Source organism: Zafaria cholistanensis (assembly GCF_008580665.1).
In the GTDB taxonomy this organism is placed as follows: domain Bacteria; phylum Actinomycetota; class Actinomycetes; order Actinomycetales; family Micrococcaceae; genus Zafaria; species Zafaria cholistanensis.
Map to the genome: position 1 here is coordinate 1 of NZ_BKDJ01000010.1, position 18,014 is coordinate 18,014.

The window sequence follows — 18,014 nt, forward strand, 5'->3', positions numbered from 1 at the left end:
CCTTGCGGGCGTTGAGCAGCTCGCGGAAATTGAAGAGGACCTGCACGCGCCGGGCCAGCGAGGTGTCGCGCCAGGCCGGGAAGGCGGCGGCGGCGGCCGCGACGGCCTGACCGACGGTGGCGGTGCTCGCGAAGGCCACGCGTCCGCTCACCTTGCCGGTGGCGGGGTTGGTGATCTCGCCAAAGCGGGAATCCGCGGCCTGCCCGGCCGGGGCGCCGTTGATCCAGTGGGTGACGGTCTGCATGATGTGCGGGGCCTTTCTGCGTATGCGTGCCACCCCATGGCGGCGTTACTGTCCATCCTGAACCCCGGATCCGGCCTCTGGAAGAGACATCTTGTAATGGGTTGCCGACTGATCGATACACTCTGTAAATGACTATGCCGCTCCGGCCCACCACTCCGCCGGAAAATATTCCGAACGGCTTTTCCGGCACCGCCACGCCGGCTCTGACAGTGCGCACGGTCCTGGCGCTGGAGGAGATCCGTTCCGGGGAGCCCGAGCTCCTCTCCGGGGCCGACGCCCTCGACACCCCGGTGCGCTGGGTGCACATCGCCGACGGGGAGCGGGTGGGGGCCATCCTGGAAGGTGGCGAGCTGGTCCTCAGCTCCGGACTGTCCTTCCGTTCGCCCTCCTTCCACTCCGCAACGCAGGCGGCCGCACGGTTCCTCGAAGAGCTCCAGGCCGCGGGGGCGGCCGGCGCCGTCGTCGAACTGGTCGAACCCGACGGAACCCCGGCCACCGCAGCCGCCGCGGCACTGCGGGAGGCGGCCGCGGGCCGGACCCTGCCGGTGGTGCTCCTAAAACGGGCCGTCCGCTTCGTGCGGGTGACCGAGGTGGTGCACCGGATGCTGGTGGGCGAGCAGCTGGCGCGCGTGGAACGTGCCCGCCAGCTGCACGAGGTGTTCACGGAACTGAGCCTGCAAAACGCCAGCGAGCAGCAAATCGTGGACCGGACCGCGGAACTGGTGGCGGCCCCCGTGGTCCTGGAGGACGTGGCGCACCTTGTGCTGGGCTTTGCGGCCGCGGGGCGGGATCCCGAGGCGCTGCTGCGGCAGTGGACCGAACGTTCCCGCCGCGTCGGGTACCGGGAGCAGACCGGGCGGCGCGGGCAGGACGGACAGCGCGGACAGGGCGGGCAGGGCGAGGACTGGCTGCAGACGCCGGTGGGGGTCAGGGGGCGCCGCTGGGGCCGGCTGGTGGTCCCGGCCGTGCTCGAGGACGACGCCGACGCCTCCCAGGTCCTGGACCGCGCCGGGCAGGCGCTGACCATCGCCCGGATGGCCGGGCGCGACGAACGCGACCTCCTGGAAGCGGCCCGGGCCGGGCTGATGCACGAGCTGCGCCAGCCGCTGGCGATGGCCGAACCGGAGGCCCGCACCCGCGCGGTGGCCCTGGGGCTGGACCCGGCGGCGCTCTACGTTCCGGTGGTGATCCGGCTGGACCGGCTGCCCGGGGAGGAACCTACCGGCCTGCAGTTGCGCGAACGGGCCCTGCTGGAGTCCCTGGGTTCCGCCGTTCGATCCGCACGGCGGTCAATGCTTGCCGCGGGGCTGCATTCCGGGTCCTTGGGCGTCCTGCTGGGCGTTCCGGCACGGCAGCTGGAGGACCCGCTGCTGGAGCGGGTGTTCGGGGAACTGGCCGAATCCGCGGCGCCCTCCGGCCCGCACGGCGCCGGTCCGCGGGAACCGGAGGCGCAGTGGTCCGTGGGCGTGGGCCGGTCCCGGGCCTCCCTGGTGGAAGCGGCTGCGGGCCTGGACGAGGCCACGCAGGTGGCGGACATTGCCGCCACCCTGGAGTCCCGCCAGCGCCGGTACTACCGCTTCGCCGACGTGGGGCTGCGGGGCCTGCTGGCGCTGATGCGCTCCGACCCGCGGCTGCGCGCGTTCGCCGAGGCCGAGTTGGGCCCGCTGGTCGATCCCCCGGACCCCGAGGCCCTGGCCCTGTTGGAGCTGTACCTCAAGCACGGCGGAAACAAGTCGGCCCTGGCCCGGACCGGCTATCTCAGCCGTCCGGCGCTGTACGCCCGGCTGGCCCGGCTGCAGGACCGGCTGGGGGTTTCCCTCGATGACGCCGAGGCCCGCACCGCGCTGCACGTGGCCCTGCTGTGGCACCGCCTGCGCGAGGTGGGGCAGGCGGCGGCCCCCCGCTGAAGCGGTGCCGCAGGGCCTTGGAGGACGGAGGCCGGTGCAGGTCAGTACCGTCAGGCCGGAAACACGGTGGCCTGTGCGGGACACCCGGGTCTGCGACCGCCCGGAAGGCGGCCTCGGAGCGCGGGACTGGCGGAGCCCCGGGCAACGGCAACGGCAACTGCAACGGCGGCAAGCATGGGGGCTTCTGGCACGGCTCTGCATCGGGCTCCCGGAAGCGTCCTGCCGCTCCACCCTTAACGCCGTCGGGCGTAGCGCAGCACCATCCGGTCGCCTGAGAACTGGAGCGCCTGCACCAGCAGCACCTGGAGCGCCACGGTGACCACCATGACGTCGGTCTGGAAGCGCTGGTAGCCGTAGCGTATGGCCAGGTCACCCAGGCCCCCGCCGCCGATCACGCCAGCCATCGCGGTGTAGTCCAGCAGGGCAATCGCGGTGACCGTGCCCGCGGCGATGAGTGCGGGCCGCGCTTCGGGCAGCAGGATATGGATGATCGTCTGCCAAGTGGAGGCCGCCATCGCCTGCCCGGACTCGATCAGCCCGTTATCCACCTCGCGCAACGCGATCTCCACCAACCGGGCCAGGAATGGCACCGCGGCGATCACCATCGGGGGCACGGCCCCGCGCACGCCGAGCGTGGTGCCGGTCAGGAACGCCGTCAACGGCAGCACCGTGATCATGAGGATGATGAACGGGACCGAGCGGAGCAGGTTCACCACGAAGGACAGCCCCCGGTAGACGGGTGGGGCCGCCCGCAGGTTTCCGCTGGCGGTCAGATACATGAGCGTGCCCAGCGGCAGGGCCAGCAGCAGCGTGAACAACAGGCCGGCGGACAGCATGATCAGCGTGTCCAGGACCGCCTGGCCGATCTCGGGCCAGCTCACGTTCGGCAGCAGCGTCTCCATTAGGGCTCAGTTCCAGGAGTGGCGGGCCGGGCGCACGCCATTGAGGACGTAGTTCCCGATCAGGTGGAACTTCCAGCGCACCGGGTCGTGGAGGGTGTGGACGCGGGCGTTGCGCCAGAAGCGGTCCAGGCGCTTGCCGCCCACGGCGGAGCGGGTTCCGCCGAGTTCATTCAGCTTCGATCCGGCCGCGAGCGCGGCCTCGGTCGTGAGCACCTTGGCGCGGGCGACGGCGACCGAGGCGGCCGCGACGGAATCCTCCGTCGAGTGGGCCTTGGCCTCGTCCAGCGCGGCGGCGGCACGCTGGACCAGCGCTCCGGCGGCGGCGAGGTCGACATCGAGGCGGCCGAGTTCGGAAAGCGTGAGGGGATCCGCGGTGGCGGCCTCGACGTTCGCGTCGATCCACGGGCGGGAGGCCCGGACGGCCTCCAGCGCGGCGGCGAAGGCGCCGCGGGCAATGCCCAGGTCGATGGCAGCCGTAGTGATCTGCGCGAAGGGGCCCGCGATGGTCGGCTCCTCATATTCGCGGTACATCGGGAAGACGCGGGACGCGGGTACACGCAGGTCCGTGAGCACCACGGACCCGGAGGCAGTGGCACGCTGGCCGAAAGCGTCCCAATCCCCGACCACGTGCAGCCCGTCGGCATCGGCCGGGGCGAAGGCGAGCAGTTCACGGCCTTCCCCGTCGACGCCCAGCACCGGGATCCAGTGTGCGTAGGCGGTGCCGGTGGCGTAGAACTTGCGGCCGTTGACCACGTAGTCGCCACCGTCGCGCAGGATCCGGGTGGAAACGTCGGCGGCGGTCTTGCCACCGGCCTCGGAGAACGCGTTGGCGGTGCGGGCCCCGTCCAGGATCAGGTCGAAGAAGAAACGCTTCTGCTCCGCAGTGCCGGAGAGATTGATGTCCTCGACCAGGCAGAAGTGGTTCTGCGGGATCTGGCCCAGGGAAGGGTCGGCGGCGGAAATCCGGGCAATGACTTCGACCAGGGTGGCGGTGGAGGCACCGAGGCCGCCGTATTCGGCTGGGATGGTGATGGCCCAAAGCCCGGAGCCGGAGAACTCGTCAACCACGTCGGGGGGCAGGATGCCCGTCGCATCGATCTCGGCGCCGAGGGCTGCGAACTTGTCCGCGAGCCGGGCCGCGGTTTCCAGGGCTTCGGCTTCTGAACCGATGCGATGAGCCGGGGCGAGGGGCCCGGCGACAGGATGGGCGGGGGCAGGGGTGGGAAGGGACGGGTTCATGACGCTACTTCGCTTCTTCATCGGAGGGAGGCCGGGACTTCCCGATGATGGCCTCCGCCGGGCCCGCTGCCCGCACCGCCCGTCACATTTGCCGCGTGTGGGTCCTCGCAGGCTTAGCAATCAGTCACAAAATGCCACAAAGGCCTTTCCACATGACGCAATGTTCAGAAATACGCCGTCGCGTGACGCGAGGCCCGAAGGATATTCGATCCCCTCCTACCCTTGACCTCCAGCGGGACCGGGCCTGGTCCGGCCCCCTTCCCGTCCGCGTTCCACTCAGGAGTCCCCGTGTCCACCGACAGCAATTCGCCCGCACCAGGTTCCGCAGGACGCCTCGCCGCAGCAGCCGCGGAGCGCCGTGCCCAAACGAAGAAGCGCAATATCGTGGTCGGCTCGGTCGTCGCCGCCGTCACTGTCGCCGCCTTCGCCGCAGCCGCCATCATCCCCACCCTTGGGGGCAAGGAAACCGCTGCCGCCGCGGCGCAGCGCCAGACGCTGGTGATCGGTGCGACCCCCGTACCGCACGCCGAGATTCTGGAGCAGTTGAAGCCCGCCTTGGCGGAGCAGGGCGTGGACCTGGAGGTCAAGGTGTTCCAGGACTTCATCCAGCCCAACGCACAGCTGGCCAGCGGTGAACTGGACGGGAACTACTACCAGTACCTGCCGTTCCTGGACAACTTCAACAAGGAGAACAACCAGGACCTGGTACCGGTCGTGCCGGTGCATATCGAGCCGTTCGGTGCCTACTCCACCAGGTTCGCCTCGCTGGACGAGGTGTCCAAGGGCGCCAGCATCGCCATTCCGAACGATCCCGTCAACGCCGGCCGCGCCTTGGTGCTCCTGGAGGAGCAGGGCCTGCTCACGCTGAAAAACCCGGGCGACTCCCAGTCCAGCATCCGGGATATTGTCCAAAACCCCCGGGAACTGGATATCAAGGAACTCGAAGGAGCCCAGCTGGCCCGCTCCATCGACCAGGTGGACGTCGCCTTCGTGTTCGCCAACTACGCGCTGGATGCCGGCATCGACGTGAACACCGCCATCTTCACCGACCAGGCCAACCCGAAGTACGCCGAGTACCTGGTCACCCGCCCGGAGCTCAAGGGCGATCCGGGCATCGCGAAGCTGGGCGAGGCCCTGAACTCAGAGGCCACCCGACAGTTCATCCTGGACAAATACCAGGGCGACATCTCGCTGGGCTTCTAGGTGTCCGCCACTGCCGCCCGAGCGCACGCCCCCGCCCGCGGCGCGGTGCGCTTTGAGCACGTGACCAAAACGTACATGCCCAGGAACGGCAGGCCCGGGACCGGCGTCACCGCGCTGGACGACGTCACGCTGGACCTGCCCGCAGGACGCATCACGGGCGTGATCGGACGTTCCGGTGCCGGGAAGTCGACCCTGCTGCGCACTGTGAACCTGCTGGAGCGGCCCACCTCCGGGCGGGTGCTGCTGGACGGCGAGGATATCGCGACGGCGACTGGACCCGCACTGCGGGACCTGCGGCGCCGCATCGGCATGGTGTTCCAGCATTTCTCCCTTATGGCGTCCAAGACGGTGTGGGAGAACGTGCGCCTGCCGCTGCGGCTTGCCGGAGTGGGGGCCGCGGAGGCGGACCGCCGGGTCGCCGAGCTGTTGGAACTGGTGGGGCTGGACCACCGGGCGGATGCCTACCCAGGACAGCTCTCCGGCGGCCAGAAGCAGCGCGTGGGCATCGCCCGGGCGCTGGTCCAGGACCCGGAGATCCTGCTCTGCGACGAGGCAACGTCCGCGCTGGACCCGGAGACCACGCATTCGATCCTGGCCCTGCTGCGCCGGATCAACCGTGAGCGCGGAGTGACGGTGCTGCTGATCACCCACGAGATGGGCGTGATCCAGGAGATCTGCGACGAGGTGGCGGTGATCGACGGCGGCCGCGTGGTGGAGCACGGGCCGGTGTGGCGCGTGCTGAGCGCGCCGGCGCACGGCACCACGCGCGCACTGCTGCATTCTTTCCGCCGCAATTCGGCGGAGGAGCTGGAAGCCGAGGTCGCGGACGTCGAACACGGCGGCGGAGCACGCCTGGTGCTGCGCTTCGATGGCCTGCGTCCGGTCGACGTGGCGGCCGTGGTCGCCCACCTCCAGCACGACGCCGGCTCTCCGGTCCAGCTGCTGGCCTCCAGCGTCTCCCCCGTGCAGGGACGCCCGCAGGGGCATCTGGTCCTGGCCGCCCAGGCGCCCGATGCCGGGGCGCTGCTGGAACGGGCACGGGCGGTCGCGGACCGCGTCGAAGTCCTGTAGGGCCTGGCCCTCCGGCCGCCGCCGGCGGAGAAGAACCGGCGGCGGCCGGAGGATACCTGCGGTCAGAGGTTGCTGACGAACAGCGTCCGGTCGCCGCGGTGGCGGGTGAAGCCAAACTCCACCGGCTCACCGGAGTCGATGCAGTTGACCCGCTCGGTCATCAGCACGGCCGCGTTCTCCGGGATCCCCAGCAGCACGGCGGCGGAGGCGTCGGCGTTCACGGCCTCGAAAAGCATCCGTTTGCAGTGGGTCTCGCTTCCGGTGATCCGGGCGATCAGGTCCGGAATGAAGCAGTCCAGCGGGGCTGCCTCGATCCCCGGCACCCGATCCAGCGGCACCCAACTGGAGCGCAGCCGCTGGCGTTCGTTGTTCAGCGAGATGCCCACCTCCACATAGAGCACGGGATCGCCCGCCTGGATCTCCAGCATCCTGGCCACCGTGTCGGGGCACCCGGTGACCTGCGCGTTGATGCACTGGTAGGTCCCGTCCGGATAGCCCTCGATCCGGGTTTCCGCGTAGGCGGGTGCGGCGGTGCGCTTCTGGTCAGGCTCCAGCGTCACCATCACGCGGGACTCCTTGCGGTCCACGTTGAAGCTCGTCCCCGGGGCCAGCGCGAACGTCCCGGAGCCGGGGATGCGGCGCAGGAGGTTTTGCCCTTGCAGGATCGCCATGGCATCGCGCACCACGTTGCGGGTTGCCCGGTAAATCTCCACCAGGTCCCATTCGTACGGCAGGCTCACAGGGAACCGGTTGTTGACGATGTCCGACCGGATCAGGTCGGCCACCTGCCGGGCCGAATCCGTACGCCGGGTGAAACCGGTGAGCACTTGCGCTTTGGTCTGCACGGGCGGAGCCCCTCCTCAATATGTGCCTTGCGGCCCGGAAACGCCGGGAACTGGAACAGCGTATCGGCCCCGCAGGCCCCCGGTTGCGGGAACCAGGGTGGCGCAACAACAGATTTACCCTCCGCAAGACGGACGGAAACATCGCCGCTATTGCATGGTGTCCCGGGAGCACCCGGGGATCCACCAGGCGCCACGTTACCCCCGGGGCCCGACCAGCCAGCGACGCCGGCGGCGGAATCCGTCTCCGCCCCGCTTCCATCCGCACACCGATTGCCGAGGTTCCCGATGAAAACCACACGCCGCATCGTCCCCGCCCTGGCCGGCATGGCCACCCTTGCCCTGGCCCTGAGCGCCTGCTCCGGCAGCTCCGAGGCTTCCGGAGCCACCGCAACCGACACCGCCGGCGTGCAGCATGCCAGGGACCAGATCGCCGCCTTCTCCCAGGACCCCCAGTTCACCTTCGCCGGCACGCCGTTCGACATGTCCGGGATCAAGGGCAAGACAATCTTCAACATCCCCAACAGCAGCTCCGTTCCGTACATCGAGGTTGTCGACATGGAGGCCAAGCGGCTCGCCGAGTCCTACGGAGCCACCTGGGTGGAGTACTCCACCCAAGGCCTTCCCACCGAGCACACCGCGGGCGTGGACCAGGCGATCAGCCAGAAGGCGGACCTCATCATCCTGGCGCAGGGCATCAACGCGGAACTGATCATCCCCGCCCTCGAGCGCGCCAAGGCCGCGGGCATACCGGTGCTGATCACCCACACCTACCAGAACGGCACCGCGCTTCCGGCCGCCCTGGAGGGCCTGGTCACCGGGTACATCACGGCCCCCTTCAACGAGGCAGCCCGGCTGATGGCCGACTACGCCATCCAGGAGACCGGCGGTGACGGGGACATCCTGCTGGTCAACTCCAGCGAGGTCCCGCCCTCCAACGGCATGATCGAGGCCATGAAGGACGAACTGGCCACCCACTGCAGCGGCTGCGGCGTCAGCGAGGTCGACGTCCCGGTCTCCGCCTGGGCCACCGACATTGCCTCCACCGTGCAGGCCGAATTGCAGACCAACCCGGAGATCGACTTCGTCCTGCCGGTGTACGACTCGATGATGCTCTACGTGGAGTCCGGCGTCCTGTCCGCGGGCAAGACCGGTCAGGTGAAGACGGCCTCCTTCAACGGAACCCCCGCGATCCTCAAGCTCATGCAGGACGGGGACACCGTGGCCATGGACGTGGGCGAGGACGTCACCTGGCTGGCCTGGTCCACGCTGGACGAGGCCGGGCGCATCCTGACCGGTGCCGAACCCACCGCCGACGGCAACCAGCATACCCCGCTGAAGGTCATCACCGACGCCAACGTCGCCGACACCGGGACCCCGCCGGTCTCCGGGCAGGGCTACGGCAACGCCTACGTGGCCGGCTACGAGGCGCTCTGGGGCAAGCCGTGATCAGCCGGCGCCCGGTGGGGTCCGACGGCGAGCTCGTCGGGCTCCCGGGCCGGTCCGAGCCCAACGTGCGGCTGCAGAACGTGTCCATCACGTTCGGCGACAACAAGGCCCTGGATTCGGTCAGCCTGGAGATCCCCGCCGGCGAGGTCGTGGGCCTGGTCGGCGAGAACGGGTCGGGGAAATCGACCCTGATCAAGATCCTCAACGGCGTCTACCGGCCGGACTCAGTCACCCGCCTTTTCATCCGCGGCGAGGAGATCTTCCCCTACGAGGACCCGTCGGCGTTCCGCCGGCACGGCATCAGCTTCGTCCACCAGGACCTCGGCCTGGTGCCCGCCCTGTCCATCACGGAGAACCTGCTCCACGAACGCATCCTGCACGCCCGGGGCGCGTTCATCAACTGGCGTGCGATGCACCGCGAGGCGGCCGGCCTGCTGGCCCGCTTCGGCATCGCCGCCGACCCGCGGCAGCCCATCTCCACGCTGGCGGACACGGATAAGGCACTGGTCGCGATCCTGCGGGCCGTCGAGGAACTGGGGCCGAACAAGACGCTGCTGGTGCTCGACGAACCCACGGTGTTCCTGCCCCGTTCCGGTACCGAACTGCTGTTTGGCGCCGTCCGGAAACTGCTGGACGAGTACGACATGAGCGTGCTGCTGGTGACCCACGACCTCGAGGAGGTCATCGAAAACAGCGACACGATCGTGGTGCTCAAGGGCGGGCGGCTCCAGAGCGTCCTCCCCGCGGAGTCGGCCACCCCGGCCTCGCTCAGCGAACGCATCGTGGGGCGGACCGTGGGCACCGGCCGGCCGGTGCGCGCCGCGGGCCCGGCCGAAACCGTGCTGGACTGCACCGGACTGGTGTCCGGACGGGCCGCCGGGGTGGACTTCGAACTGCGCCGCGGCGAGGTCCTGGGCCTGACCGGCCTGGCCGGCTCGGGGTTCGAGGATGTGCTTCCGGCGATCTACGGCGCCGCGCCGCGGGGGGCGCTGGCCCGGGGCATCGTCTACGTTCCCGCCGACCGCAAGACGGAGGGCGGCATGCTGGAGGTCAGCGTCGCGGAGAATGCGCTCATGCCGCGGCTGGGCGCCCTCTCCGGCCCTTTCGGCCTCTCCCCGCGGACGCTGGCCCGCCACGGGCGCGACTTCGTGGAACGCTACGACGTGCGGCCCTCCGATCCGGGCAAGGACTTCCGGATGCTCAGCGGCGGCAACCAGCAGAAGGTGGTGCTGGGCAAGTGGCTGGACACCAACCCCTCCGTAGTGCTGCTGCAGGACCCCACCCAGGGGGTCGACGTCGGTGCCCGGGAAGGCATCAACCAGCGGCTGCTGGAGGCCGCCGACGACGGGACTGCCGTGCTGTGCGCCACCACCGACTATGAACAGCTGGCCCTGATCTGCGACCGCGTCCTGATTATCGAGGATGGCCGGGTGGTCGGCGAACTTGCCGGCGCCGACGTCGAACGCAACACCATTGCCATGCACGTGATGCAGGGACATCGCGGCACCGACCCGATCCGAAAGGTGGGCTGAACGATGACCGCCACCGCCGACCAGAAATCAACGGACAAGGCAACGCAGCAGGACGCCCCCACCGGCGCCCGGCGGGCGGCCCGGGGGCCGGCCTGGCTGTCCGCCCACAACCTGGAACGCTTCGCCCTGCCGGGGGCGTGGGCCCTGCTGCTGCTGGTCTTCAGCGCCATCCTGCCGGAGAACTTCGCGACCGCCGGAAACTTCCAGAACATCTTCGGCTCCCAGGCCGTCCTGCTCATCATGGCCGCCGGGTCCCTCATCCCGTTCACGGCCGGGGAGTATGACATGTCCATCGCCTCCACTATGTCCCTGTCCGCCATGACGCTCAGCGTCCTGAACGTCCAGCACGGCGTTCCGCTGGGGGCCAGCATCGCGGCCGCGATCGCCGTCGGGCTGGTGGCGGGGGCCGTCAACGGCTTCTTTGTGGTGGTGCTGAAGGTCAGCTCGCTGATCGCCACGCTCGGCTCCGGAACCCTGTTCCTGGGCATCGTGTACTGGATGAGCAACTCCTCCACCGTCACCGGGATAGACCGCGGCCTCTCCACCGCCACCGCGGGGTCCCGCGTGCTGTTCGGCCTGCAGCCGCAGTTCTTCTACGGCCTGGCCGTGGCCGGCATCATCGCCTTCGTCCTCTCCCGCACCCCCTACGGGCGCCGGCTGCTGTTCGTGGGCCAGGGCCGGCAGGTGGCGCACCTGAGCGGGCTCAAGGTGGACCGCATCCGGGCCGGTTCCTTCATCGCCTCCGGGCTGGTCATGTCCCTGGCCGGCATCGTCTACGCGGGCAGCCTGAACGGCGCGGACCCCTCCTCCGGGCAGTCCTTCCTGATGCCGGCGCTGGCCGCCTGCTTCCTGGGCTCCACCGCCTTCGTCCCCGGCCGCTTCAACGCCTGGGGCACCCTGGTCGCGGTGTACTTCCTGTACTCCGGCGTGGTGGGCCTGCAGATGCTCGGGGCCAAGAACTTCGTGCAGGACATCTTTTACGGCGGGGCCCTGGTCGCCGCCGTCGCCCTCTCCCAGGCCATCCGGCACAGGAACGCCGCCACCCGGTCCTGACCCTCACCCAGCCCTCCACTCCTCCCCAGAAAGACGGACCATGACCCACCTGCACCAGAGCAGCTCCGAACAGACCATCCGCACTTCCCAACGGAACATCTGCGCCTCCCAACGGAACATCTGCATTGTCCAGTCCGGTGGAATGGCCGGCGACCTGGCGCAGGACCTGGAGCGCCTGCTCCACCTCTTCGCCGAGGCGGCCGCGCCGGGCACCGGTCCGCGCCCCGACCTGGTGGTCTTCCCCGAACTGTGCAACACCCCCTACTTCGGCGCCACCGGAAACGATGCCTACAAGCTGTGGGCCGAACCCCTCGACGGGCCCACCCTCACCGCCTTCCGGCAGGCCGCCCGGGAGCACGGGACCGCCGTCGTGCTGGGCTTCTACGAGGCCGGTGCGGACGGGGCGCTCTACAACTCCGGGGCCGTGATCGAGGCGGACGGCACCCTGGTCCACGGCACCGGCCTGGACGGCCGGACGGTCCCGGCCTACCGCAAGACCTCGATCCCGCAGAGCCTGCTCGCGGACGTGCCGATCGATGAGAAGCACTTTTTCGCCGAGGGCTCCGGCCCGGCCGTCTTCGAGGTCGCCGGCATGCGGATCGCCCCGTTGATCTGCTATGACCGCACCTTCCCGGAGTACTGGCTGGGCGCCCGGGCGCTCGGCGCGGACGTGGTGGTGCCGCTGGTCAGTTCGCTGGGCAGCCGCGAAAAGCTCTTCCTCCAGGAACTCCAGGTCCGCGCCTTGGAGACCCAAACCTGGGTCCTCGCGGCCAACCGCGGCGGCCCGGAAACCCTGGACGGGCGCACCGTGGACTACTTCGGGCTCTCCTGCGTGGTGGACCCGTTTGGGGACCTGGTGGATCACCTGCCCGCCCACCACCACGACGACCTTCTGCGGACGGACATCGATTTGGATGCCGTTCCCCAGGCCCGCGCCGCGTTCCCGCTGGGCCGGGACCGCCGCCCGGACCTGCTGGAGCAGGCAGCCCGGAGGTTTGCGGCGGAGCCTGTAGGGGCGGCGGCGCTGGCAGGCCCGGCGCTGGCGGACTCGGCGGCGCTGGCATGACCGCAACGGACACCCGGGCTGACGGTTCCAGGGAGGCGATCCGACGCCAGGCAGAGGCCGGCCAGGCGCTGACCCGCAGCCGGGCGCTGCCCGCCTCCCCCGACGCCGGGGAGCTGGACCCGGACGCCTACGCGGCCCGGCTCGCGCGCCTGCGCGGCGCCGCCCGCCCGTCCGGCGTCGCGTCCTCCGGGGCGGTGGCGTCCGACGCCGGCACGCCCGCCACCTGGGAGGGTGCCCAGCGGGAGGGTGCCCAGCGGGAGGGTGCCGGCGGGGACACGGGCCGGCCGGACGTGGCCGGGCTGCTGGGCGTATTCGGCAGCGGCACCGCCACCCCGTCGGCCGTGCTGGAGCGGTACCTGGACCACTGGGCGGGATCCGCGACCACGGCCGCCGCGGTGCTGCACCGCATCGAGGGGGCCCGCGAGGCGGCCGCCGCCTCCGACGCCCGCTGGGCCGCCGGCACCGCGCGGCCGCTGGAAGGGATCCCTTTCGGGGTCAAGGACATCATCGACGTCGCCGGGGCACAGGTCACCTGCGGTTCCCTGCAGACCGGCGACCGGACCGCCACGGAAGATGCCGCCGTCGTGGCCCGGCTGCGGGAGGCAGGCGCCATCCCGGTGGCCATGGTGGCCACCACCGAGTTCGCCATGGGATCGGCGTGGAATGCCCGCTACGGCCCCGTGCCCAACCCGTGGAACCCGGGGCGCTGGACAGGGGGCTCCTCCACCGGTTCCGGTGCCGGGCTGGCCGCGGGCCTGTTTCCGTTCGCGCTGGGGACGGACACCGGCGGATCGATCCGCATCCCGTCCGCCTTCTGCGGAACCACGGGACTGAAGCCCACCTATGGGCGGCTGCCCCGCACGGGCGTGGCCACACTGTCCTGGTCCCTGGACCACGTGGGCCCCATGGGCCTGAGCGCGGCCGACCTGCAACTGCTGCTGCCGGTGCTCGACGGTTCCCCGCCCGCATCCGCCGCCCCGGTTCCCGCGCTCCCCGGCCCCGCCGGCGCCCCGCTGGCCGGTACGGGCCTTGGCGTGCTGGGCGGTTGGCACGGCGAACCCGTGGACGCCGCGGTCGCCGAAGCCTTCGCCAAAGCGCTGGACACGCTGCGCTCCCTGGGCGCGGAAGTGAAGGTCTTCGACGCCCCGGGCTATGACCCGGAACTGTCCCACGTGGAGGCCTGGAACGTCTTCTACGGGGAGATCGCCGCCACCCAGGAGGCCAACCTGCCGCGCCAGGAACTGTTCGACGCCGGCACCCGGGACCGCTTCGAGCAGGGCCGCAGGCTGGCCGCGATCGACTACCTGCGCGGGCTGCGCCGCCGGGCCGGCGTGCTGGAAGCGCTGCTTGAGGGTATGGACGCTTCCGGCGTCGACTACCTGGTGCTGCCCACCGTGCCGGCGGCGGCTCCGCGGCTGGCGGACATGACCATGCTGGTCAACGGGGAGGCCCTGAACATCCACGACGTGCTGCCGCGCAACACCCGCATCTTCGACTACACCGGCATGCCCGCGCTGGCCCTGCCCATGGGGTTCGACGCCGAGGCCATGCCGCTGTCCCTGCAGGTGGCCGGCCGGCCCTGGGACGACGAGGGGGTGCTGGCGGTGGGCGCCGCGTTCCAGTCCGCCACCGGATTCCACCGCCGCGTTCCGGGGACGGAATGCTGAGGCCGGGCCGCCCGGAGCAGCGGCAGCAGCAGCACCAGCGGCAGCAGCAGCACCAGCGGCACCAGCGGCAGGGCGCGCGCCGCTCCGAAGCGGCGCGCGCCTGGTCCGTGCTGGCCGTCACCAGCGTCACGGTGGTGCTGGTGTTCCTGAACTCGTCCAGCCTGAACGTGGCGCTGCCGGCCATGTCCCGGGACCTGGGCGCCTCCCCCACCCAGTCCTCCTGGTTCCTGCTCTCCTACATGCTGGTCACCACGGCGCTGATCCTGGTTTTCGGACGCCTCGCGGACCTGTTCGGGCGGCGCCGGCTCTACATCGGCGGGATCGTGGTCTTCGCCGCCGGCACCCTGGCCTGCGGCCTGGCCCCCACCGCGGATTTCATGATCGCCTTCCGGTTCGTGCAGGGCGTGGGGGCCGCCTCCGTCATCACCAACAACACCGCCATCCTCACGGACGCCTTCCCGCCGCGGCTGCTGAGCACCGGGCTGGGCATCAACGCCACCGCCGCGGCGGTAGGCCAGGTCCTGGGCCCGGTAGCCGGGGGCGTGGTCGTGGAACTGATGGGCTGGCGCTGGATCTTCCTGCTCGGCGTGCCGCTGCTCGCTGCGGGCCTGGCCGCCTCCCTCAAGCTCATCCCGGGGTCGGACGGGGGCGCCCGGACCGAAAAGCTGGACCTGTTCGGCGCGCTGCTGGTCACCTCCGGGCTGGCGGCCCTGGTGGTGGCCGTCAATGAGCTGCCCGGCTCCGGGGGGTGGACCAACCCGTGGATCCTGGGGGCGGGCCTGGGTGCGCTGGCGCTGATCGCGCTCTTCGTGCTGGTCCAGCGCCGCCGCACCGACCCGCTGGTGGACCTGGGGATCTTTGCCGACCGGTCGGTGGCCTACCTCTATGCAGCCGGATTCCTCAGCGCCTTCGCCACCTACGCCGTGGTGCTGCTGGCCTCCCTCTACCTGCAGTCGGCGCGCGGCCTGACGGCGCTGCACGCCGGGTTGATGGTGGTCCCCGCCCCGGCGGGCACTATGCTGGCGGCCCTGGTCGCGGGGCGGCTGACCGGCCGCATCCACCACGGGCTGCTCTCCGCCGCCGGCTGCGTCCTGATCGCCGCCGGAGCCGCCGCCGTCGGCGCCTCCATTTGGCTGGGTATCTCCATCTGGCCGGACAGGGCGACCGCGGGCCTCGCGGCGGGCCTGTTCGTGGTGGGGTTTGGAACCGGGCTGTTCATGACCCCCAATACCAGTGCCCTGATGCTCACCGTCGCCCCCGAACGGCGCGGCATCGCCAATGCCGTGCGCTCCACCCTGCAGAATGCCGGGTACCTGTTCAGCACCTCGGTGTCCCTGGGGCTGGCCACCGTCCTGCTCGGGGACGCGGACCGCTCCCTGGCCTATGCCGGCACGCTGTCCACCTCCGGTGGCGACGTCGGGGCCTTCGTGGGGGGCCTGATGGTTGCCTTGGCCGTGCTGGTCGCGGCGGCGGCGCTCGGGGCCCTGGCCTCGGTCCGCACGCGGCGCTTCCCCGCCGCCCCCTCCCCCCGGCCGGCCGCGGAGGGCGCCCCGGCCCGCTAAAATACCCTCCCGCCTCCCCTTTCGGCGGCGGCCTGCCCGCGACGGCGGGGCCGCACCCTGCACAGGGTGCGGCCCCGCCGTCGTGCGTGGTGCCTGCTCAGGCACCGCCGCGGGCCGTGGCGCGGCGGTGGGACGGCAGGGGCGGTGGGACGGCAGGGGCGGGCGCGGGTTTTTCGGACGCGTGGCGTTTGCCCGTTCGGATCCGCGGCTTTCCGCGGATCTTTCTGGCTTAACTGGGGGGCAATGTGCGCGCAAAAGGAATGTCCGCCGTATTTACACGTGCCTTACACGGGACACACGGGGGCGCAAAACAGCCTCCATAGATTGAAGGCAATCGCAGGACGCAGGTTCCCGTGAATCACCGGCAGCGCCCAGTCCCTGGGTGTGCCGTCCCTGATAGCAGCATGCGAAGGAGTCACATTATGGACATCGGCATCTTCATCCCGATCGGCAACAACGGCTGGCTCATTTCCGAGAACGCGCCGCAGTACAAGCCCTCCTTCGAGCTGAACAAGGAGGTGGTCCAGAAGGCGGAAGGCTACGGCTTCGACTTCGCCCTCTCGATGATCAAGCTGCACGGTTACGGCGGCAAGACCGAATACTGGGACTACAACCTGGAGTCCTTCACCCTGATGGCCGGCCTGGCCGCGGTGACGGAGAAGATCAAGCTGTTCGCCACCACCGCCGTGCTCACCATGCCGCCGGCCATCGTGGCCCGCATGGCCTCGACCATCGATTCGATCTCCAACGGCCGCTTCGGCATCAACATGGTCTCCGGCTGGCAGCGCGCCGAGTACGACCAGATGGGCCTGTGGCCCGGGGACGTGCACTTCGAGCGCCGCTACCGCTACACCACCGAGTACACCCAGGTCATGCAGGAGCTGTGGGCCAACGGGGAATCCAACTTCAAGGGCGAGTTCTTCACCATGGACCACTGCATGATGAAGCCGCAGCCGTCCAAAAAGATCGAACTGGTCACCGCCGGCCAGAGCCCGGCCGGCATCGACTTCGCCGCCAACTACGCCGACTACAACTTCGTGATGGGCCTGGGCATCAACACCCCCACCGCCCACGCCGCCGGCGTCAAGAAGCTTGACGACGCCGCCGCCCAGACCGGCCGCGACGTGGGCAGCTGCGTCCTGTTCATGGTCATTGCGGATGACACCGACGAGGCCGCCTTCGCGAAGTGGGAGCACTACAGGGCCGGCATCGACGTCGAGGCTATCGCGTGGATGACCGGGCAGGCGCTCGAGGACAAGACCGCCGACTCGACCTCCACCGCGAAGACCATCTCGCTGCCCGAAGGTGCCGTGAACATGAACATGGGCACCCTCGTTGGCTCCTACGAGTCCGTGGCGCGCATGCTGGACGAGGCCGCCGCCGTCGAGGGCACCAAGGGCATCATGCTGACCTTCGACGACTTCATCCAGGGCACGGAGAACTTTGGCCAGAAGATCCAGCCGCTCATGGCCTCCCGCGCCCACATCGGCATGGCGGCGGCCGCATGAGCGCGGACGCCACCGCGGAGGCGTTCGCCTCCGCCGGCTACGGCGGCAGCCCCGTCGGCTTCGGACGCAAGGCGGCCATCGTCGTCGTCGACTTCCAGCTCGGGTTCACGGACCCCGCCTACCGGATGGGACGCAGCCCCTACACCCAGGCCGCCGTCGGAACCGCCGCCGGGACCCTGGAACAGGCCCGCGCGCTCGGGGTGCCGGTGCTGCACACCGTGGTGGAATACGGGTCCCTGGCCGACGTCGGTAACTGGAAAACCCGCGGGCTGGAGGACTTCACGCCGGGAAGCGAGATGGTGAAGGTGGATCCGCGCGTCTGGGCCGAAGGCGACGTGCTGGTCAAGAAGCACTTCCCGTCCGCGTTCTTCGGCACGGACACCGCCTCCATCCTGCGCTTCTGGGACGTGGACACGGTGGTGGTCATGGGCTGCACGACCTCCGGGTGTATCCGTGCCACGGTGATCGACTCGTTCTCCCACGGGTTCCGGACAATCGTCGCCGAGGACTGCTGCGGGGACCACGACCCGGCCACGCACGCGTCCAACCTGCAGGACGTGGAGCGCCGCTACGCCGACGTGCTTCCGGCCGCGGAGATCCTGGCGCAGCTGGCGCAGGTCCCGGACGCGGTGGCGGCGATGGATCAGGTCACGGCGCTGGATCAGGTCGCGGCGCTGTAGCGGGCCGGCCGGCCGCGGCGGGGAGTGCACGGTGCCCTGGGGGCACGGTGCACTCCCCGCCGCGCTTTCAGGGGGCGCATTTCCCCTTC

The 18,014-nt window shown here is 70.3% G+C and carries 15 protein-coding genes; 11 read left to right on the top strand and 4 right to left on the bottom strand.

Annotation, left to right across the window (positions count from 1 at the left end; all coding sequences use genetic code 11):
- On the bottom strand, positions 1-244 hold a 244-nt coding region (locus NCCP_RS10185), incomplete at its 3' end, for an aldehyde dehydrogenase family protein (RefSeq protein WP_149957142.1).
- 128 nt (positions 245-372) lie between these two features.
- Here NCCP_RS10185 and NCCP_RS10190 point away from each other — a divergent pair.
- The gene (locus NCCP_RS10190; RefSeq protein ID WP_225873786.1) at positions 373-2,151 is read left to right on the top strand and encodes a PucR family transcriptional regulator ligand-binding domain-containing protein; all 1,779 of its coding nucleotides are present in this window, start codon (positions 373-375) and stop codon (positions 2,149-2,151) included.
- A gap of 233 nt (positions 2,152-2,384) precedes the next feature.
- On the opposite strand, the gene NCCP_RS10195 is transcribed toward NCCP_RS10190, so the two are convergent.
- Together NCCP_RS10195 and NCCP_RS10200 are read right to left on the bottom strand one after the other, a co-directional pair.
- A complete protein-coding gene (locus NCCP_RS10195) occupies positions 2,385-3,053 on the bottom strand; it encodes a methionine ABC transporter permease (protein ID WP_149957143.1) in 669 nt (222 codons plus the stop codon).
- A 6-nt stretch (positions 3,054-3,059) separates the two neighbouring features.
- Positions 3,060-4,292: an SfnB family sulfur acquisition oxidoreductase gene (locus NCCP_RS10200; protein ID WP_172627365.1), complete on the bottom strand. Its 1,233-nt coding sequence runs from the start codon at positions 4,290-4,292 to the stop codon at positions 3,060-3,062.
- A gap of 288 nt (positions 4,293-4,580) precedes the next feature.
- Between NCCP_RS10200 and NCCP_RS10205 the strand changes: the two genes are divergently transcribed.
- Both NCCP_RS10205 and NCCP_RS15525 read left to right on the top strand, forming a co-directional pair.
- Positions 4,581-5,495, top strand: a complete 915-nt coding sequence (locus NCCP_RS10205) for a MetQ/NlpA family ABC transporter substrate-binding protein (RefSeq protein ID WP_216364700.1) — start codon at positions 4,581-4,583, stop codon at positions 5,493-5,495.
- Complete coding sequence (locus NCCP_RS15525) at positions 5,496-6,566, top strand: methionine ABC transporter ATP-binding protein (RefSeq protein ID WP_308655504.1); 1,071 nt, start codon at positions 5,496-5,498, stop codon at positions 6,564-6,566. It abuts the gene before it with no gap.
- A gap of 62 nt (positions 6,567-6,628) precedes the next feature.
- On the opposite strand, the gene NCCP_RS10215 is transcribed toward NCCP_RS15525, so the two are convergent.
- Positions 6,629-7,411: a GntR family transcriptional regulator gene (locus tag NCCP_RS10215; protein WP_149957145.1), complete on the bottom strand. Its 783-nt coding sequence runs from the start codon at positions 7,409-7,411 to the stop codon at positions 6,629-6,631.
- Between the two features lie 285 nt (positions 7,412-7,696).
- Between NCCP_RS10215 and NCCP_RS10220 the strand changes: the two genes are divergently transcribed.
- The 8 genes from NCCP_RS10220 to NCCP_RS10255 all read left to right on the top strand — a co-directional run bounded on the left by NCCP_RS10220 (position 7,697) and on the right by NCCP_RS10255 (position 17,925).
- Positions 7,697-8,857, top strand: a complete 1,161-nt coding sequence (locus NCCP_RS10220; protein ID WP_149957146.1) for a sugar ABC transporter substrate-binding protein — start codon at positions 7,697-7,699, stop codon at positions 8,855-8,857.
- Positions 8,854-10,389: a sugar ABC transporter ATP-binding protein gene (locus NCCP_RS10225; protein WP_149957147.1), complete on the top strand. Its 1,536-nt coding sequence runs from the start codon at positions 8,854-8,856 to the stop codon at positions 10,387-10,389. The genes NCCP_RS10220 and NCCP_RS10225 overlap by 4 nt, the downstream gene beginning before the upstream one ends.
- Positions 10,390-10,392: 3 nt before the next feature.
- Positions 10,393-11,442: an ABC transporter permease gene (locus NCCP_RS10230; protein WP_149957148.1), complete on the top strand. Its 1,050-nt coding sequence runs from the start codon at positions 10,393-10,395 to the stop codon at positions 11,440-11,442.
- 40 nt (positions 11,443-11,482) lie between these two features.
- On the top strand, positions 11,483-12,508 hold the full coding sequence (locus NCCP_RS10235) for a carbon-nitrogen hydrolase family protein (protein ID WP_149957149.1): 1,026 nt from the start codon (positions 11,483-11,485) through the stop codon (positions 12,506-12,508).
- Positions 12,505-14,175 carry an amidase gene (locus NCCP_RS10240; RefSeq protein ID WP_149957150.1) on the top strand — a complete coding sequence of 557 codons (1,671 nt, stop codon included), beginning with the start codon at positions 12,505-12,507 and terminating at the stop codon, positions 14,173-14,175. Before NCCP_RS10235 ends, NCCP_RS10240 begins: the two co-directional genes overlap by 4 nt.
- On the top strand, positions 14,169-15,737 hold the full coding sequence (locus NCCP_RS10245; protein WP_149957151.1) for an MFS transporter: 1,569 nt from the start codon (positions 14,169-14,171) through the stop codon (positions 15,735-15,737). Before NCCP_RS10240 ends, NCCP_RS10245 begins: the two co-directional genes overlap by 7 nt.
- A gap of 422 nt (positions 15,738-16,159) precedes the next feature.
- Positions 16,160-17,245, top strand: coding sequence for a pyrimidine utilization protein A (gene rutA, locus NCCP_RS10250; RefSeq protein ID WP_149957152.1), 1,086 nt, complete (start codon positions 16,160-16,162; stop codon positions 17,243-17,245).
- Entirely contained in the window at positions 17,242-17,925 is a 684-nt protein-coding gene (locus NCCP_RS10255) for an isochorismatase family protein (protein WP_149957153.1), read from the top strand. The genes rutA and NCCP_RS10255 overlap by 4 nt, the downstream gene beginning before the upstream one ends.
- Positions 17,926-18,014 lie beyond the last annotated feature (89 nt).